Raw genomic sequence first — 16,769 nt, 5'->3', positions numbered from 1 at the left:
GACGAGACCCCCTGGGGCGTCGCCGCCGAACTCCAGCGCCTGCTGCCCGGCACCACCACGGGCTCCTACTCGGGCCCGGACGCGGGAGCCGCCGCCCTCGCTGCGGCGGGGGAGCGGCGCATCGTGGCCGTGGTCCGCGACGAGCACCGCCACGCCTGGATGACCGCCGCCCTGGACACGTTGCTCGCGGCCCGCCCGGACACGGTGGTCGTGGAGATGGGCGTCCCGCAGGCCCCGCCGCGGGGCGCACCGCACATCGCCACGTACGGCGCGGCACGGGTGTGCGGGATCGCCGCGGCAGAGGTCATCGTCGGCGGCTAGAACAGCTAGCGCGCCTCCCGCGAGGAACATCCGGCGCGCCCGCACTCCCGAACTCCCGCACTAAGGAACATAAGGAAGGTGCCGGCCACCCCGATCGGGGTGGCCGGCACCTTCCTTATGAGGTCCTGTACGGGGTGTGCCTGTAACGGGTGTGCCCTGTACGAGGTGTGCCTGTACGGCGGGTGTCCTGTCCGGGTTCGGACGTCCGGGTTCAGACGTCTGGACTCAGGCGGCCGGGTTCCGGCGGCCGGACTCAGACGGCCGGTTCCGACGGCCGGGTGCGGGCGGCAGGCCTACAGCCCCTGCCACTCCGGCTTGTTGACGAACGTGTGCCGGAAGTAGTGCGCGAGCTTCAGCTTCGACGCGGCGCCCTCGTCCACGACGACCGTCGCGTGCGGGTGCAGCTGCAGCGCGGAGGCCGGCACCACGGAGGCGACGGGCCCCTCGACGGTCGCCGCGACCGCGTCCGCCTTGCCCTCTCCCGTGGCGAGCAGCACCAGGTGCCGCGCCTCCAGGATCGTGCCGATGCCCTGCGTCATGACGTGCCGCGGCACCTGGCTGAGGTCACCGTCGAAGAACCGCGCGTTGTCCGCGATGGTCTGCTCGGTGAGCGTCTTGATCCGGGTCCGCGAGGCGATCGACGAGCACGGTTCGTTGAACCCGATGTGCCCGTCGGTCCCGATCCCGAGCAGCTGCAGATCGACACCGCCCGCGGCGGCCAACGCCTTGTCGTACGCCTCGCACGCGGCCTGCACGTCCGCCGCGCTGCCGTCCGGCCCCATGAACGACGCCTCGTCGAGGCCGAGCGGCTCCACGACCTCGCGCAGCACGGTCGCCCGGTAGGACTCGGGGTGCCCGGTGGGCAGCCCGACGTACTCGTCGAGCTGGGCGATCCGCGCCTTCGACGCGTCGACGTCACCGGCGCGCACCTTGGCCGTCAGCGCCTCGTAGATGGGCAGCGGGGTCGAGCCGGTGGCCACGCCGAGCAACGCGTCGGGCTTGCGCCGCAGCAGCTGGGCCATGGCCTCGGCGATCAGCTCGCCACCTGCCTTGGCGTCCGGAACGATCACAACTTCCACGCTGGGCCTGCCGTTCTGGTGAGAGGAGACTGGGATGACGAAGAGAGGTATGTGGTATAGACCAATCTAGCAGAGCGGACCCCTGCCGGTCAGGCCCTGCACGGACCCTTGTCGCCCGATCCGTTCAGGCCCTGCGCGGATCCGTACGGCCCGATCCGTTCAGGCCCGCACGGATCCGTACGGCCCGATCCGTTCAGGCCCCGCGAGGACCTGTACGGCCCGATCCGTTCAGGCCCGCGCAGATCCGTATCGCCCGCTCCATCGGGCCGTCCTGTCCGGGCCCGGGCCTTCACCGGCATCCACGCCCCGGGTCCGTCCCCTCCATGCTCCGCGCTGGACGGGGGCTCGGCACGTCGAGCGGTCGTCCCGGGGAGCCGCGTCCACTGGGCGGGCGGGACCCGTCCCGAGCCGCGTCCCCACTGGGCGGGCGGGGCGCCGGGCGGTCACAGTGGAATGTGGATGGCGCCCGGACCCCCCTCTCCGGGCCCGCGCCCACGCACCGGAGGAGCCCGCATGTCCGCCACGCCTCCCGCCCCGGAACCGGACCCGCAGACGCGGCCCGGACGGATCATGTCCCGCGAGATCCGCGAACAGCCCGACGTGCTGCGCCGCCTCCTCGACACCGGCGCCCCGCGCATCCAGGACGTCGCCCGTCAGGTCGCAGCCCGCGCCCCCCGCTTCGTCCTGCTCGCTGCCCGCGGCACCTCCGACAACGCGGCCCTCTACGCCAAGTACCTCCTCGAGATCCGACTCGGCCTGCCCTGCGGCCTCACCTCCATGTCCACCACCACGGCCTACGGCGCGCGGCCCGATCTGCGGGACGTCCTCGTCATCACCGTCAGCCAGTCCGGCGGTTCGCCCGACCTGGTCGCCTCGACGAAGGCCGCCCGTCAGGCCGGCGCCCTGACCCTCGCGGTCACCAACAACCCCGACTCCCCGCTGGCCGCCGTCTCCGAGCACCACATCGACATCCAGGCCGGTCCGGAGAAGGCGCTGCCCGCGACCAAGACGTACACGGCCTCGCTGCTCGCGCTGTACCTCTTCGTCGAAGGGCTGCGGGGCGGCGACGGAGCCGCCGCCGCTGCCCTGCCCGGTCTCGCCGCGGACCTGATCGCCCGCCAGGACGAGGTCCGCACCCTCGCCTCCCGCTACCGCTTCGCCGAGCGCATGGTGATCACCTCCCGCGGTTACGGCTATCCGACCGCCAAGGAAGCGGCCCTGAAGATGATGGAGACCAGCTACATCCCGGCCCTGGCCTACTCCGGCGCCGACCTGCTGCACGGCCCGCTCGCCATGGTCGACAACATCTCCCCGGTGATCGCCGTGGTGACCGACGGCCAGGGCGGGCTCGCACTCCAGCCCGTGCTCGACCGGCTGCGCGGGCGCGGCGCCGACCTGGTGGTGATCGGACCCCGGGCCCAGGTGGACCAGGCCTCCGCCGGGTTCGTGCTGCCGACCTCCGAGGTGCCGGAGGAACTGCAGCCGGTCCTGGAGATCCTGCCGCTGCAACTGCTCGCGTACGAGGTGACCATCGCCCGAGGCCAGGACCCGGACGCGCCGCGGGCCCTCGCGAAGGTCACGGAGACGCGGTAGCCGGCGCATCCGGCGAGGCGCCGCCTGCCCGATCGCCCCGTCCGGCGCGGCTCGGCCCCAGATACTGCCCGCTGCCCGCTGCCCGTCAGACCAGCGAGCCTCCCGTGGCATCCACCCACTGGCCCGTCACCCACCGCCCGTCCGGCGACGCCAGGAACGCCACCACGTCGGCTATGTCCGCGGGTGTCCCCACCTTGCCGAGGACCGAGAGCGCGGCCGCCCCCTGCCACGCCTCGTCACTGGCGCGCAGCCACTCGGCATTGACATCCGTGTCGACGATGCCCGGGGCCACCGTGTTGGCCGTGATGCCGCGCGGGCCGAAAGTCTTGGCCAGGTAGCGGGTGAACACGTCGAGCGCGCCCTTCGTCATCGCGTATGGCATGAGGTCCGGCAGGACCGCCGTGCGCGCGGCGCCCGAGGAGATGTTGATGATCCGGCCGCCCTCGCGCAGGCGCGGGGACGCGAGCTGGGTGAGGAAGAGCGGAGTCTTGGTGTTGACGGTGACCAGGCGGTCGAACTCCGCCTCATTTATCTCCTCGAATGCGCTCGACGTGCCGATCCCCGCGTTGTTCACGAGGATGTCGACGCCGTCCGCCTGGGCGTCGAACCGCTCCCACACCTTCTGCGCGGCGCCGGGCGCCGCGAGATCGGCCTGGATCGGGAACGCCGATCCGCCCGCGGCCTCGATCGCGGCGACGGTCTCCTTGGCCGCCGCCTCGTTCGTCCCGTAGTGCACGGCGATCCGTGCGCCGTCCCGGCCGAGCCGCTCGGCGATGCCGCGTCCGATGCCCCGGCTCGCGCCCGTGACCAGTGCCGTCCTGCCCGTGAGTACGCCCATGGCGATGCCCCTTCCAAATCTGTAGCGGTCGTTATGAAAATGACCGTAGCGCACACCCGTCCCAGTTTTCTAGTGGGCGCTATAGAATTCACCCCATGGCGACCAAGCAGCGCGGGCGGCCCCGCTCCTTCGACCGGGAGACCGCCCTGGAAAAGGCCATGCAGGCCTTCTGGGAGAACGGCTACGAGGCGACCTCCGTCTCCGACCTCACCCGCGAGATGGGCATCGGAGCCCCCAGCCTCTACGCGGCCTTCGGCGACAAGCGCTCGCTGTTCGAGGAGGTCGTGCGGGTCTATGGCATCACCCACGGCGCAGGGCCCGGCCGCGCCCTCATCGAGGAGCCCACGGCGCGCGGCGCCGTCGAGCGGCTGCTGCGAGAAGCGGCCGACGAGTTCACCGACCCTGCCCACCCACACGGCTGCCTCGTGATCCACGCGGCGACGAACTGCACGACGCCCGAGGTCGAGCAGGCCCTGCGGGAGCAGCGCGGCGCCAGCCTCGGGGCCATCGAGGACCGGTTGCGGCAGGGCGTGGCCGAGGGTGAGCTGCCGGGGCGTACGGACACCGCCGCGCTCGCCCGCTTCGTGGGCGCCGTCTTCCAGGGCATGTCGCAGCAGTCCCGGGACGGCGCGGGCCGGGCCGAACTGGAGGCGGTCGCGGCCCTCGCGATGGCCGCCTGGCCCGCGTCGTGAATCGGAGGAAGAGACGAGAACAAACCTCCGTCGACGCATAGACATGGGAGAATGGTCTAGTCCACAATGCGTAACGGAGACCTCCGCCCTCCCCGCACAGGAGGACGGACAGAGGACCCGCGCTCTCTGCCCTGACTGCGTCGGATCCTCGATCGGCCCCCGGGAACCGCACACCTGGAAGCCGATGCACCTGAAGGGCTGCGGTGCCAGGGAGAGGGCTGAGGGTCCCGCCCCCCGGCGCCGCGGCCCGTCGGTCTTTTCGGGACCTGGCCGACTTATCGGGCTCGCTCGACCGGCAGGTACCCTCGGCTCGTGCCCTCCATGAACGATCTCGTACGCCAGCACACCGCCCTCGGTGACTCCGACCTCGAGTGGCTCCATCTGCTGGTCTCGGAGTGGCAGTTGCTCTCCGACCTCTCCTTCGCCGACCTCGTGCTGTGGGTCCCCACGCGCGACGGCACGCGGTACGTCTCCGTGGCCCAGATGCGCCCCAATACCGGCCCGACGTCGTACCAGGACGACATGGTCGGTCACCTGGTGCCGCGCGGCCGCCGCCCCATGCTGGACGCCGCACTCGACGAGGGACGCATCGTGCGCGAGGGCGACCCCGAGTGGCGCGAGGAGGTCCCGGTACGGGTCGAGTCCATCCCCGTACGCCGCGAGGGCCGGGTGCTCGGCGTCATCGCACGCAATACGAATCTGCTCACGGTCCGTACGCCGTCGCGCCTGGAGCTGACCTATCTCCAGTCGGCGTCCGACCTGGCGCAGATGATCGCCGCCGGCTCCTTCCCCTTCCCGGGGCAGCAGGTGGACATGGACGCCTCCCCGCGCGCGGGTGACGGACTGATCAGGCTCGACGCCGACGGCATCGTCCAGTACGCGTCACCCAACGCGCTGTCCGCGTACCACCGGTTGGGCTTCTCCGCCGACATGGTGGGTCACCACCTGGGCAAGACCACGGCCGAACTCGCGCCGTCGCGCGGACCGGTGGACGAGGCGCTCGCCAAGGTGGCCAGCGGGTGGGCGCCGCGCGAGTTCGAGATCGAGGGCGAGGAGGGCTCGATCCAACTGCGTGCGATCCCGCTCAGCCCCAAGGGCACCCGCATCGGCTCGCTGGTCCTGCTGCGTGACGTCACCGAACTGCGGCGGCGCGAGCGGGAGTTGATCACCAAGGACGCGACCATCCGGGAGATCCACCACCGGGTGAAGAACAACCTGCAGACCGTGGCCGCGCTGCTGCGGCTCCAGGCCCGGCGCATCGAGTCGGACAGGGGGCGCGAGGCGCTCGAAGAAGCAGTCCGGCGCGTGGGTTCCATCGCGATCGTGCACGAGACGCTCTCCCAGAACCTGGACGAGCGCGTGGAGTTCGACGAGATCGCCGACCGGGTGCTCGCCATGGTCGCCGAGATCTCACCGGGTCAGGTGACGGGCCGGCGCACCGGCCGGTTCGGGATCCTGGACGCCGAGGTGGCCACCCCGCTGTCGATGGTCCTGACCGAAGTCCTGCAGAACGCGCTGGAGCACGGCTACCGACAGGGCGACACCGGCACCGTGGAGGTCTCGGCCGTGCGCGGGGGCACCAGCAAGGACGCCCGTCTGCTGATCACCGTCCAGGACGACGGGGTCGGTCTGCCGGAGAACTTCGACCCGAAGCGGGCCGGCAACCTGGGGCTGCAGATCGTACGCACCTTGGTGGAGGGCGAGTTGGGCGGAACGTTCGACATGGTTCCCGCACCGGAGCGCGGCACCCAGGTCATCCTCGACATCCCGGTGATCCCGCACAAGTGACCCTCCCTGCACGTGTGGAGATGCCGTGCAGAGCACGTGTGGAGATGCTGCGCAGAAGCAAACAGCAGTGAGCCCCGGACCGTTGAACGGTCCGGGGCTCACTGCTCGCGTTGCTCGGGTCAAGTCCCGGGCTGAGCCTGGGGGAGCATCGGGGGTACTGCGCGCTGCGGCTCGGGGGCGGGAGATGCGTACTCGCTGTACGCGCCGCCGGGCTCAGGCTCGATTCGGGGTGGGGATCAGGCGGAGGCCTGACGGGCCCGGTTGCGAGCGGCGCGGCGCTTCATCGCGCGGCGCTCGTCCTCGCTGAGGCCACCCCAGACGCCGGAGTCCTGGCCGGACTCGAGCGCCCACTGCAGGCACTGCTCCATGACGGGGCAGCGGCGGCAGACGGCCTTGGCTTCCTCGATCTGCAGCAGCGCAGGACCAGTGTTGCCGATGGGGAAGAAGAGCTCGGGGTCTTCTTCGCGGCAAACGGCGTTGTGACGCCAGTCCATGTCTGCTACCTCTCCTTGGTATTACGTGCAGGTTGCTTGTGAATGTGAACGCTTTCACGAATCCCTCAACAAGTGAAGGGCCGAACGTCACGTACGCGACGGTGGTCCGTTGTTTTGAGGAGGGGATTCGGGCTCTCTGTGGGGCCGATGTTGCGGGCCGTCCCGAGTGCCATGTAGAGATTCGCAAACCTCGGCGGCGGATACAACCCCTTCAGGAAAGTTTTTTTTGATTCCTCGGTGTCGACTAGGTCACAGCCGTACTTCCATGGGGTGGAGCCTGGCCCAAACGTTCGAGATAAAGGACTTTGGGCCCTTCCACTCACACAATCACACGCAGTGCACGGCGTACGCCTGTGAACGTCACGCTCGTTCGCAGCCCCAGGTGGTCGCCGTCCATCTGAAGGGGCAGAGGCACCTTGGAATGCAAGGTGAAGTCCGTGAGGTCGTGGAGCGTGACCGCGTTCTTTCCGTGGGGTCCGCGTTCGGGCGACGACGTCAGCAGCTGGGTGCCGTAGCGGGCCACCGCGGGAGTCGACAGCTTCTTGAGTCCGAGCACGTCAAGGCCGGTGTCGAAGGATGCCTGGGGCGTCGGATAGAGCGGCCGGTTGCCCAGGAAGGACCACGGTGACGTGTTGCTGACTATGGACACGACCAGATCCGTGACCGGGTCCTCGCCCGGCCGTTCGAGCGTGATCGTGCCGTGCCGGCGATCGGCCTCGCCGAGGAACTGGCGGACGACCTGTCGCACATACAGGGCATGCGTCGAACGCTTGCCCCGTTCGCGCTGCTGCTCGACCCGGCCGACCACACCTGCGTCGAACCCGAGCCCCGCGCTGAAGGTGAACCAGCGGGACGGGACCGCTTCGTCCTCCGTGCCCGGGGTGCCCGCGGCCAGGCCCAGGCCCACGGTGCGCTCCCGGCCCTCGCGCAGGGCGTCCAGGAGTTGGCCCGTGGCTTCCACGGGCTCGTTCGGCAGGCCCAGGGCGCGCGCGAAGACGTTGGTGGAGCCGCCGGGGACCACGGCGAGGCCCGGCAGACGGTCGAGGTCGGGGCCGCCGTGCAGCAGTCCGTTCACCACTTCGTTGACCGTGCCGTCGCCGCCCAGGGCGACGACCAGCTCGATGTCCTTGCTCTCCGCGGCCTGCCGCCCCAGGTCGCGGGCGTGGCCGCGGTACTCCGTGGTGACGGCCTCGAGCTTCATCTCGCTCGCCAGGGCGTGGATGAGGACATCACGCGTGCGCTCGCTGGTGGTGGTTGCCGCTGGATTGACCACAAGAAGTGCACGCATGCGAAGCAGAGTACCTAGCGCCTCTGATCCGGCCCAGACCGAGGTAGGAGTCGGGTAAGAGTGCGGCGGCCCCGGCCGCAGGGTGCGGCCACCGGGGCGCCGTCGGGCGGGGGCTACTCTGCAAAGGTGACCTCAGAGCAGAATCCCGTCCCCGAGACCTCCGAAGAAGACGGCCCGCGCCCCGGCCGGCTGACCGCCGCGGCGGCCCTTGCCGGACTCGAAGGAGCCGCGCTCGTCGTGGGCGGCGTCTACATGCTGGTCGCCGGCCTCACGGGACACCCCGACAACCCGGAGCAGGCCGCCACCGGCGGTGTGACCCTGATCGTGCTCGCGCTGCTGCCGCTGCTGGCCGCGCGCGGGCTGCTGGCCCGCAAGAGCTGGAGCCGCGGCCCCGCGATCATCACGCAGATCATGGCGCTGCCGGTCGCCTATACGTTGCTGCAGGCCGACAGCGTGGCCATCCCCGGCGGCATCGCACTCGCCGCCGTGTCGATCGCCGCGCTGGTGCTGCTGGTCAACCGGGAGACCACGCGCGCGCTGGGCATCCGCACGCCGGGGAGCACCCAGGAATCCAAGTAGCTGTACGCATACGTAGGCGCCCGGTGCATCACTCGCACCGGGCGCCTACGTATGCGTACAGCCGATACGTCACTCCTCGACGAGGAGCTTCTCCCGAAGTTGCGCCAGGGTGCGGGCGAGCAGGCGCGAGACGTGCATCTGGGAGATGCCCACTTCCTGGGCGATCTGCGACTGCGTCATGTTCCCGAAGAAGCGCAGCAGCAGGATGCGCTTCTCGCGGGGCGGCAGGTCCTCCAGGAGCGGCTTGAGGGACTCGCGGTACTCGACGCCCTCCAGTGCCTCGTCCTCGGCGCCGAGGGTGTCGGCGACCGCCGGGGACTCGTCGTCCGTGTCCGGGACGTCCAGGGACAGCGTGGAGTAGGCGTTGGCCGACTCCAGGCCCTCCAGGACCTCCTCCTCCGAGATGGCCAGCTTCTCGGCCAGCTCGTGGACCGTGGGGGAGCGGCCGTGGAGCTGGGAGAGCTCCGCCGTCGCCGTCGTCAGGGCCAGCCGCAGCTCCTGGAGGCGGCGCGGGACGCGCACGGCCCAGCCCTTGTCGCGGAAGTGCCGCTTGATCTCGCCCACGACCGTGGGCGTCGCGTACGTGGAGAACTCGACGCCGCGCTCCGGGTCGAAGCGGTCGACCGACTTGATCAGCCCGATCGTGGCGACCTGGGTGAGGTCGTCCAGCGGCTCCCCGCGATTGCGGAAGCGGCGAGCCAGGTGCTCGACCAGGGGCAGATGCATGCGCACGAGCTGATTGCGCAGCTCCGCGTACTCCGGACCGCTGTCCTGCAGGGCGCGCAGCTCGACGAACATCGCCTTCGCACCGCTGCGGTCCCGTGGATCGTGCCGGCCCTGCTGCTCAGCGTGTCGCTCGTGGTCGCTCATCAATCCCGCCCGTCGCGCGTCCGATCCCCCAGGGCCCCCGCGAAGCACGGTCCCAGGGGTCGACGCTGCCTGCTGTGGCGCGCCGGCCGCCGGGTCCGCCTTGTCTTCCGGGTGCGGCCGGGCCTGCTGTTCGGGAATGCCGGCGGCCAGCCGCCGTGCCTCCGTGCCGTCGGCCGGGAGATCCCGTGTGCCGCGCTTGTCGTCCCGCACCGGACCGTCCCCGTTCATCACGCCGGGCCGGGGCCCGCGCCACGCTTCTTGTAGAGGCTGATCGAGACGGTGTTGTCGTCGGCCACGGTGGAGTCGACCTGGCCCGCGAGGGCCGACAGCACTGTCCAGGCAAAGGTGTCGCGCTCCGGGGCCCTGCCGTCGGTGGTCGGTGCGGAGACCGTCACCTCCAGGGAGTCGTCGACGAGCCGGAACACGCAGCTGAGTACGGAGCCGGCGACGGCCTGCTGAAGCAGGATCGCGCAGGCCTCGTCGACCGCGATGCGCAGGTCCTCGATCTCGTCGAGGGTGAAGTCCAAACGCGCTGCGAGACCGGCCGTGGCCGTCCGCAGCACCGACAGGTAGGCACCCGCAGCCGGCAGCCGGACTTCCACGAAGTCCTGATTCCCGGGCTCGCCTGCGAACTGGGACACCCTCACCTCCAAGGTGGTACAAGCACTTTCGGGCTCCGGAGGTGCTCCCCCCGGTGACGCGCCACATATAACTGCGGTGACGCTACCGCGCGCCCGACTTTCCTGTCCTGGGGACCCCTGGCCCGTTGCTGTCACTCATAGTAAGCCTACGGGTACGGACAGTGGCTAGAGGGTGTGCGGGCCCAATTGGAAAGAGCGGGCGCCGGGTTGACGTACCCAAGCGCTCACCGGTCGAACCCCGACCGCGGTGGGCATCCTCCGGATCAGACGAGTACGGAGTCCACGAAGCACCAGCGCCAGCTCTCACCAGGCTCGAACGTGCGCATCACGGGGTGGCCGGTCTCCTTGTGGTGTTCCGTCGCGTGCTTGTACGGCGAGGAGTCGCAGCAGCCGACGTGGCCGCAGACGAGACACAGTCGTAGTTGCACAGGGTGACTGCCGACGGCCAGGCACTCCAGGCAGGTCTCGCTGAGCGGCGCGGGCTCGGGGTGCGGCAGCGCTTCGACGTGCGGGCACTCGTTCATGATGGCCAGGTTACGACGGCGGCGCGAAGAAGGACGGCGGAAGGCGGGGCATGGACGTATTGCCACTTGTGGGGCTGATCGCGGTGAGTGCCGCGGTGGCGGGTGCGGCACGCAGGACACCGGTGCCGGCACCGCTCCTTCTTGTCGCGGTCGGCCTGGTGGCCTCCTACGTGCCGAAGATTCCGGAGTACGCCCTCGACCCGCACATCGTGCTGCCGCTGATCCTGCCGCCACTGCTGCACACCGCCGCCCTGGAGAGCTCGTATCTCGACCTGCGGGCCAACATCAGGCCGGTCGCCCTGCTTTCCGTGGGCTACGTCCTGTTCGCCACGGTGGCGGTGGGCTGGCTCGCGTACGAGCTGATCCCGGACCTGCCGCTGACCGCCGCGCTCGTCCTGGGCGCGGTGATCGCGCCGCCGGACGCCGTGGCCGCCACGGCGATCGCCCGGCGGGTGGGACTGCCGTCGCGGCTCACGACGATCCTCCAGGGCGAGTCCTTGGTGAACGACGCGACCGCGATCACCGCCTACAAGGTCGCGCTCGCCGCGGCCGTGGGGGAGGGCGCGAGCTGGGGCGGCGGCATCCGGGAATTCCTGGTGGCGTCCATCGGCGGGGTCGGTGTGGGGCTGTTGCTGATGGTGCCGCTGCACTGGCTGCGCAAGCACCTCACCGAGGCCATCCTGCAGAACACGCTCTCCTTGCTGATCCCCTTCGTCGCGTACGCCGCCGCCGAGCAAGTAGGCGCCTCCGGAGTGCTCGCCGTGGTGACCGTCGCCCTGTACCTGGGGCACCGGTCGTGGCAGGTCGACTTCGAGACGCGGCTCCAGGAGGCCGCGGTGTGGAAGGTCGTCTCGTTCATCCTGGAGTCGACGGTGTTCGCGCTCATCGGCCTTCAGCTGCGCGTCGTCCTGGAGGACCTCGGCGAGTACAGCGTGGCGGAGGCCGTCTGGTACGCGATCGGGGTGTTCGTCCTGGTGGTCGTGATCCGCTTCGTGTGGTCGTACCCGGCCACCTACTTGCCGTTGTGGGTGTCGTCCCGCATCAAGGAGCGGGAGAGCGACACCGACTGGAAACGGCCGCTGATCGTGAGCTGGGCGGGGATGCGCGGTGTCGTGTCCTTGGCCATCGCGTTCTCCATCCCGCTCGTCACGGAGGACGGCGAGCCGTTCCCCGCGCGCAACTTGGTGCTCTTCCTGACCTTCACCACCGTCATCGGGACGCTCGTCGTGCAAGGGCTCACGCTGCCGGTGCTCATCAAGGTCCTGAAGCTGCCCGGCCGGGACGTGCAGGCCGAGACGCTGGCCGAGGCGCAGGCGCAGAGCGTCGCCTCGACGGCCGCTGAGGAGCGCGTGGACGAGCTGATGCGGGACCGGCGCAACTGCCTGCCACCGCCGCTCCAGGACCGGCTGCACACCGTTCTGGAGCGGCGCCGCAACTCCGTGTGGGAGCGGCTCGGGCAGCCCAACCCGGTGACGGGGGAGTCGGCCGACGACACCTACCGCAGGCTCGCGCGGGAGGCGATCGCGGCCGAACGGGAGGTCTTCGTACGGATGCGCGACGAGCGGCGGATCGACGACGAGATGATGCGGACCCTGCTGCGCAAGCTCGACCTCGAAGAGGCCGCCGCCTATCGGGAGGTCGAGGACTGAGCGTCCCCGAAGGGGGCGCCCGTGACGACGGCCGCGACAGTCGTGCCGGGCGGGAAGGCGCCCTCGCCCGTCAGGACGACTAGGGCATACAGCATCTTGGCGACGTAGAGATGCTCGACCGGAAGGCCGTGACGGCGCTCGAAGTCGTCCGCGAAGGAGGCCAGTTCGGCGGGCACGCGCGCGTAGCCGCCGAAATGGAAGCGATCGTTCACCTGCCAGGTGCCGCGGGGGCCACCGAACGCCGCCTGCTGCAGGGCGCGGACATCCGCCTCCAGGAAGCCGCCCTTCAGGACGCAGACGCCGAGGGCGCGCTGGTCGGGGGCGAGACCCGCGGCCAGGCCGGCGAGGGTGCCGCCCGTGCCGCAGGCGAGCGCGACGACCTCCGCGTGGCCGCGCAGCTCACGGCCCAGGTCCGTACAGCCGCGGACCGCCAGGGCGTTGCTGCCGCCTTCAGGGACGACGTACGCGTCCGTGGCGCCCGTCGCGTCGAGGAGAGCGGCGAGGACCTCGGGGTCGTTCTTCTTCCGATACGTCGATCTGTCGACGAAGTGCAGACGCATGCCGTCCGCCGTGCAGCGGGCCAGGGACGCATTGAGCGGGCGCTCGGCGAGTTCCTGGCCGCGCACGATGCCGAGGGTGGGCACGCCCAGGAGGCGGCCGGCGGCGGCCGTGGCCCGCAGGTGGTTCGAGTAGGCGCCGCCGAACGTGACGAGGGCCCGGCCGTGGGCCGCCTCCAGGTTCGGGGCGAGTTTGCGCCACTTGTTGCCGATCAGGTCCGGGTGGATCAGGTCGTCCCGCTTGAGCAGCAGGCGCACGCCGTGGCGCGCGAAGCGGGCGTCGTCCACCTCGGTGAGGGGCGAGGGCAGTCGCGGGCGCAGGTCGGCCGGGATCGGGCGGGGCACCCGGTCATTGTCGGACACGCGTCCGGGTGCCTGCCGCCGGCGCGTCCTACTTGAGCCGGTCGCGGATGCGGCTCCGCATCGAGGCCATCGTGAAGCCCTTCGGGTCGATCTTCCCCGGCTGCCACTCCAGGTGCCCGATGACGGAGCGCTCCGTCCAGCCGTAGTGGCGGCAGATCGCCGCTGCCGCCTTCTCGATGGCCTCCAGCTGGACCGCGGGCCACGGGTCCTTGCCGTCGCCGAGGTTCTCGCACTCGAAGCCGAAGAAATGGGGGTTGCCGTCGGTGTTCGCCTCGTTGTCGTGCGGCAGCGCCTTCTCCGCGATCACGGCGCGCAGCACGTCGTCGTCGCCGAGCCCCGCGTGGTTCGCGCGACCGTAGCCGACAAGGTGGACCCGGCCGTCCTTCGTGATGACGCCGTGGCACAACGGCCCCGGCAGGTCCGCGTGGCCGTCGCGACAGATGCGGACCGTCGCCTCGCTGCCCTTGGTGACGGTGTGGTGGATCATCACGCCGTTCACCGGGCCCCAAGGACCCTTCTGGTTGCGATTGTGATGCTGCCAGTCGCCGACTTCGACCACCGTCAGCCCCTCGTTCTTGAGGGCGGCGAGAAAACTGCTCGCTGACATGGGTGTGGCCATGGCCGACTCCTTCGCGGGGTGCGACGGCGGCCGGTCGCGCACCGTCTCGTACCGCTTGCTTGTACCGGAACTGTCGTACAGGGACTACTCGTTCGTTTCCCGTGCGAGTCGTTCCGGACACCGGCGACCGGCTTTTTCGGGCCCGCGCGGCCCCGGCTGCGCGCCTCAGCTGTGCAGGAACCCGTCCCCGTTCGTCGCGATGTGCGCCTCCAGGGCCTGCAGCGCCCGCTGCGTGGCGTCCGGGCTGCCGGTGCCCTTGCGCTCCGCGTAGTAGGCGGCGCCCAGCTTCTTCAGCAGATCGCCGCCCGCGCGCTGCGCCTGTACGTCGTCCAGCTTCTGCTTGCCCTGCGTCAGCCCGCGCTGCGCCTGCTCCTTGGCACGATCCAGGAAGCCCGCCATGGTCGTCACTCCTTCGCTGTTGTCCGTTGTTGACCGATCAACGCGTGCCGGGATCTTCGAGTTCCGAAAAATGCCGCCAATGCCCCGACTGGACGAGATCCATTCCCCCTCATTTGTGTAATGGCGCGACCACGATCCGTGCTGGAAGTGTGTTCCGCGCAGGTCAGTTCATGATCGGGAGGGCACATACATGTCGGTAGGCGAAGAGGTCCGAGCGGAACAGCCGGGGCAGCAGAAGAGCCTCGGTACCGCAGCCGCGCGGAATCTGGCCACCACCACCAAGTCCGCACCGCAGATGCAGGAGATCAGCTCCCGCTGGCTGCTGCGGACCCTGCCCTGGGTGGATGTGCAGGGTGGCACGTACCGGGTGAACCGGCGGTTGAGCTACTCGGTGGGCGACGGGCGGATCACGTTCGTGAAGACCGGGGACCAGGTGCGGGTCGTGCCGGCGGAGCTGGGGGAGCTGCCGGCCCTGCGCGACTTCGAGGACCAGGACGTCCTGGGCGAGCTCGCCCAGCGCTGCACGCAGCGGGAGTTCGCGGCCGGCGACGTCATCGCCGAGTTCGGCAGCCAGGCGGACGAGGTGTTCCTGCTGGCGCACGGCCGCGTGGAGAAGATCGGCACGGGGCCGTACGGCGACGACGCGGTGCTCGGCGTCCTCGCCGACGGCGCGTACTTCGGCGACCAGGCGCTGCTCGACCCGGAGACGATCTGGGAGTACACGGCCCGTGCGGTCACTGCCTGTACGGTGCTCACGCTGCCGCGCCGCGACCTGGAGCAGCTCGCGGAGCGGTCCGAGGGGCTGCGTACCCACCTGGAGGGGCTGCGCTCGATTCCGGCGCAGCGGTCCAACACGTTCGGCGAGAAGGAGATCGACCTCTCCGCGGGCCATGTCGGCGAGGCCGTACTGCCGGGCACCTTCGTCGACTACGAAGCGGCACCGCGCCAGTACGAGCTGAGCGTCGCGCAGACCGTGCTGCGCATCCACTCACGGGTGGCCGACCTCTACAACCAGCCGATGAACCAGACGGAGCACCAGCTCCGGCTCACCGTCGAGGCGTTGAAGGAGCGCCAGGAGCACGAACTCATCAACAACCGGGAGTTCGGACTGCTCAACAACTGCGAGTACGACCAGCGCCTGCAGCCGCACGACGGCGCGCCCGGTCCCGACGACATGGACGAGCTGCTCAGCAGGCGGCGCGGTTCCAAGCTGTTCCTGGCGCACCCGAAGGCGATCGCCGCGTTCGGCCGCGAGTGCAACAGGCGGGGCCTGGTCCCCGAGACCATCGACGTCGGCGGGAACCGGATCCCGACCTGGCGCGGTGTGCCCATCTACCCGTGCGCCAAGATCCCGATCTCGGACGCACGGACCACGTCCATCATCTGCATGCGTACGGGCGAGGAGGAGCAGGGCGTCATCGGGCTGCGGCAGTCCGGCATCCCGGACGAGATCGAGCCGAGTCTGTCGGTGCGGTTCATGGGCATCAGCGAGCAGGCGATCATCTCGTACCTGGTGACCACGTACTACTCGGCGGCGGTCCTGGTGCCGGACGCGCTGGGAGTCCTGGAGAACGTCGAGATCGGCCGGTGGCGGTGACGACCCGCACCCGGCACGCCGTGTCCCCGCCCGGAAGGGCGGGTACACCGAGGGGGTACGCGCCCATCAGCAGCGGGACCGCCACCGTCCGCACCCTCTCCGGGGTGAGCCCATGACGCAGTCGATACCTCTCACGCAGACGGCAGGGACACAAGGGACACAACAGACGGCAGGGATGCACGAGTCCGCGGAGGCGCAGGAGGCGGCGACGATCCTGGCGCAGACCAGGGCCGCCGTCGACCCCGAGATGCGCCGTGCCGTCGAAGCCCTGCCGGGTTCCCTGCGCCGCGTCGCCCTGTACCACTTCGGCTGGGAGCACGCGGACGGCACACCGGCAGTGGGGAGCGCGGGCAAAGCCGTACGGCCCGCGCTCGTCCTGGCCGCGGCTCGGGCGCTGGGGGGACGCGCCGAGCAGGCGATACGGGCAGCGGCCGCGGTGGAGCTGACCCACAATTTCACGCTGCTGCACGACGACGTGATGGACCGGGACGCCACGCGCCGGCACCGCCCGACCGCGTGGACCGTGTTCGGGGACGCGGACGCGATACTGGCCGGTGACGCACTGCAGGCCCAGGCCCAGCGGCTGCTCGCCGACGAGCGGCACCCCGCGGCGCCTGCCGCGGTGGCCCGACTCGCCGCCTGCGTCGTGGAGTTGTGCGCCGGCCAGTCCACGGACGTGGCGCTGGAGCGGCGTGATCCCCGGGAGGTCACGCTGGCGGAGACGCTGACCATGGCGGAGGCCAAGACCGGTGCGCTGATCGGCTGCGCGTGTGCGCTCGGCGGCCTGTACGCGGGGGCGGGCGAGGAGGAGGTCGCGGCGCTCGACGCGTTCGGCCGGGCGGCGGGCCTCGCCTTCCAGCTCATCGACGACGTGATCG

The 16,769-nt window shown here is 70.5% G+C and carries 17 protein-coding genes and 1 pseudogene; 8 read left to right on the top strand and 10 right to left on the bottom strand.

Features of this window, described 5'->3' with window-relative positions; all coding sequences use genetic code 11:
• Positions 1-321 (top strand): annotated as a pseudogene (locus G3I40_RS43990) (glycoside hydrolase family 3 protein); the annotation flags it as partial.
• Positions 322-614: 293 nt separating this feature from the next.
• On the opposite strand, the gene nagB reads toward G3I40_RS43990, so the two are convergent.
• Positions 615-1,400, bottom strand: a complete 786-nt coding sequence (nagB, locus tag G3I40_RS43985; protein ID WP_164560385.1) for a glucosamine-6-phosphate deaminase — start codon at positions 1,398-1,400, stop codon at positions 615-617.
• Between the two features lie 513 nt (positions 1,401-1,913).
• Here nagB and G3I40_RS43980 point away from each other — a divergent pair.
• Positions 1,914-2,993 (top strand): SIS domain-containing protein, encoded by a 1,080-nt coding sequence (locus tag G3I40_RS43980; protein WP_164560384.1) that lies wholly within the window; start codon positions 1,914-1,916, stop codon positions 2,991-2,993.
• An 85-nt stretch (positions 2,994-3,078) separates the two neighbouring features.
• Here the strand turns inward: G3I40_RS43980 and G3I40_RS43975 are convergent, their stop codons facing one another.
• Positions 3,079-3,831, bottom strand: coding sequence for an SDR family oxidoreductase (locus G3I40_RS43975; RefSeq protein WP_164560383.1), 753 nt, complete (start codon positions 3,829-3,831; stop codon positions 3,079-3,081).
• A 95-nt stretch (positions 3,832-3,926) separates the two neighbouring features.
• Between G3I40_RS43975 and G3I40_RS43970 the strand changes: the two genes are divergently transcribed.
• Both G3I40_RS43970 and G3I40_RS43965 read left to right on the top strand, forming a co-directional pair.
• A complete protein-coding gene (locus G3I40_RS43970; protein WP_164560382.1) occupies positions 3,927-4,523 on the top strand; it encodes a TetR/AcrR family transcriptional regulator in 597 nt (198 codons plus the stop codon).
• Positions 4,524-4,844: 321 nt separating this feature from the next.
• Positions 4,845-6,311 carry a PAS domain-containing sensor histidine kinase gene (locus G3I40_RS43965; RefSeq protein WP_164560386.1) on the top strand — a complete coding sequence of 489 codons (1,467 nt, stop codon included), beginning with the start codon at positions 4,845-4,847 and terminating at the stop codon, positions 6,309-6,311.
• A gap of 236 nt (positions 6,312-6,547) precedes the next feature.
• Here G3I40_RS43965 and G3I40_RS43960 read toward each other — a convergent pair whose 3' ends face one another.
• Both G3I40_RS43960 and G3I40_RS43955 read right to left on the bottom strand, forming a co-directional pair.
• Positions 6,548-6,805, bottom strand: a complete 258-nt coding sequence (locus tag G3I40_RS43960) for a WhiB family transcriptional regulator (protein WP_016639615.1) — start codon at positions 6,803-6,805, stop codon at positions 6,548-6,550.
• 319 nt (positions 6,806-7,124) lie between these two features.
• Complete coding sequence (locus G3I40_RS43955) at positions 7,125-8,093, bottom strand: diacylglycerol kinase family protein (RefSeq protein WP_164560381.1); 969 nt, start codon at positions 8,091-8,093, stop codon at positions 7,125-7,127.
• A 126-nt stretch (positions 8,094-8,219) separates the two neighbouring features.
• On the opposite strand from G3I40_RS43955, the gene G3I40_RS43950 reads away from it, so the two are divergent.
• Entirely contained in the window at positions 8,220-8,672 is a 453-nt protein-coding gene (locus G3I40_RS43950) for a hypothetical protein (RefSeq protein WP_164560380.1), read from the top strand.
• Between the two features lie 69 nt (positions 8,673-8,741).
• Here the strand turns inward: G3I40_RS43950 and G3I40_RS43945 are convergent, their stop codons facing one another.
• From G3I40_RS43945 to G3I40_RS43935, 3 genes are all read right to left on the bottom strand, one after another.
• A complete protein-coding gene (locus tag G3I40_RS43945; RefSeq protein ID WP_343245215.1) occupies positions 8,742-9,773 on the bottom strand; it encodes an RNA polymerase sigma factor SigF in 1,032 nt (343 codons plus the stop codon).
• Entirely contained in the window at positions 9,770-10,183 is a 414-nt protein-coding gene (locus G3I40_RS43940; protein WP_164560378.1) for an anti-sigma regulatory factor, read from the bottom strand. The genes G3I40_RS43945 and G3I40_RS43940 overlap by 4 nt, the downstream gene beginning before the upstream one ends.
• Positions 10,184-10,446: 263 nt before the next feature.
• Positions 10,447-10,707, bottom strand: coding sequence for a UBP-type zinc finger domain-containing protein (locus tag G3I40_RS43935; protein ID WP_164560377.1), 261 nt, complete (start codon positions 10,705-10,707; stop codon positions 10,447-10,449).
• A gap of 50 nt (positions 10,708-10,757) precedes the next feature.
• On the opposite strand from G3I40_RS43935, the gene G3I40_RS43930 reads away from it, so the two are divergent.
• The gene (locus G3I40_RS43930) at positions 10,758-12,356 is read left to right on the top strand and encodes a Na+/H+ antiporter (protein ID WP_164560376.1); all 1,599 of its coding nucleotides are present in this window, start codon (positions 10,758-10,760) and stop codon (positions 12,354-12,356) included.
• Here G3I40_RS43930 and G3I40_RS43925 read toward each other — a convergent pair.
• From G3I40_RS43925 to G3I40_RS43915, 3 genes are all read right to left on the bottom strand, one after another.
• The gene (locus tag G3I40_RS43925; protein WP_164560375.1) at positions 12,335-13,258 is read right to left on the bottom strand and encodes a pyridoxal-phosphate dependent enzyme; all 924 of its coding nucleotides are present in this window, start codon (positions 13,256-13,258) and stop codon (positions 12,335-12,337) included. The genes G3I40_RS43930 and G3I40_RS43925 overlap by 22 nt on opposite strands.
• Positions 13,259-13,304: 46 nt before the next feature.
• Positions 13,305-13,895 (bottom strand): N-acetylmuramoyl-L-alanine amidase, encoded by a 591-nt coding sequence (locus tag G3I40_RS43920; protein ID WP_164560374.1) that lies wholly within the window; start codon positions 13,893-13,895, stop codon positions 13,305-13,307.
• A 165-nt stretch (positions 13,896-14,060) separates the two neighbouring features.
• Positions 14,061-14,294 carry a hypothetical protein gene (locus tag G3I40_RS43915; protein WP_164560373.1) on the bottom strand — a complete coding sequence of 78 codons (234 nt, stop codon included), beginning with the start codon at positions 14,292-14,294 and terminating at the stop codon, positions 14,061-14,063.
• Between the two features lie 190 nt (positions 14,295-14,484).
• On the opposite strand from G3I40_RS43915, the gene G3I40_RS43910 reads away from it, so the two are divergent.
• Together G3I40_RS43910 and G3I40_RS43905 are read left to right on the top strand one after the other, a co-directional pair.
• Entirely contained in the window at positions 14,485-15,891 is a 1,407-nt protein-coding gene (locus G3I40_RS43910) for a family 2B encapsulin nanocompartment shell protein (protein WP_164560372.1), read from the top strand.
• Between the two features lie 175 nt (positions 15,892-16,066).
• A partial coding sequence (locus G3I40_RS43905) for a polyprenyl synthetase family protein (protein WP_239092307.1) occupies positions 16,067-16,769 on the top strand: 703 nt, incomplete at its 3' end.

Origin of the sequence: Streptomyces sp. SID14478 (genome assembly GCF_010548525.1) — a bacterium.
Taxonomy (GTDB): domain Bacteria; phylum Actinomycetota; class Actinomycetes; order Streptomycetales; family Streptomycetaceae; genus Streptomyces.
This window is presented reverse-complemented; position numbering and strand designations above follow the sequence as displayed.

Bases quoted from the DNA above. Each gene is read 5' to 3' on its own strand.
- G3I40_RS43930 (WP_164560376.1), top strand. From the start codon at position 10,758: ATGGACGTATTGCCACTTGTGGGGCTGATCGCGGTGAGTGCCGCGGTG.
- G3I40_RS43910 (WP_164560372.1), top strand. From the start codon at position 14,485: ATGTCGGTAGGCGAAGAGGTCCGAGCGGAACAGCCGGGGCAGCAGAAG.
- G3I40_RS43935 (WP_164560377.1), bottom strand. From the start codon at position 10,707: ATGAACGAGTGCCCGCACGTCGAAGCGCTGCCGCACCCCGAGCCCGCG.
- G3I40_RS43955 (WP_164560381.1), bottom strand. From the start codon at position 8,093: ATGCGTGCACTTCTTGTGGTCAATCCAGCGGCAACCACCACCAGCGAG.
- G3I40_RS43915 (WP_164560373.1), bottom strand. From the start codon at position 14,294: ATGGCGGGCTTCCTGGATCGTGCCAAGGAGCAGGCGCAGCGCGGGCTG.
- G3I40_RS43970 (WP_164560382.1), top strand. From the start codon at position 3,927: ATGGCGACCAAGCAGCGCGGGCGGCCCCGCTCCTTCGACCGGGAGACC.
- G3I40_RS43960 (WP_016639615.1), bottom strand. From the start codon at position 6,805: ATGGACTGGCGTCACAACGCCGTTTGCCGCGAAGAAGACCCCGAGCTC.
- G3I40_RS43980 (WP_164560384.1), top strand. From the start codon at position 1,914: ATGTCCGCCACGCCTCCCGCCCCGGAACCGGACCCGCAGACGCGGCCC.
- G3I40_RS43920 (WP_164560374.1), bottom strand. From the start codon at position 13,895: ATGGCCACACCCATGTCAGCGAGCAGTTTTCTCGCCGCCCTCAAGAAC.
- G3I40_RS43965 (WP_164560386.1), top strand. From the start codon at position 4,845: ATGAACGATCTCGTACGCCAGCACACCGCCCTCGGTGACTCCGACCTC.
- G3I40_RS43975 (WP_164560383.1), bottom strand. From the start codon at position 3,831: ATGGGCGTACTCACGGGCAGGACGGCACTGGTCACGGGCGCGAGCCGG.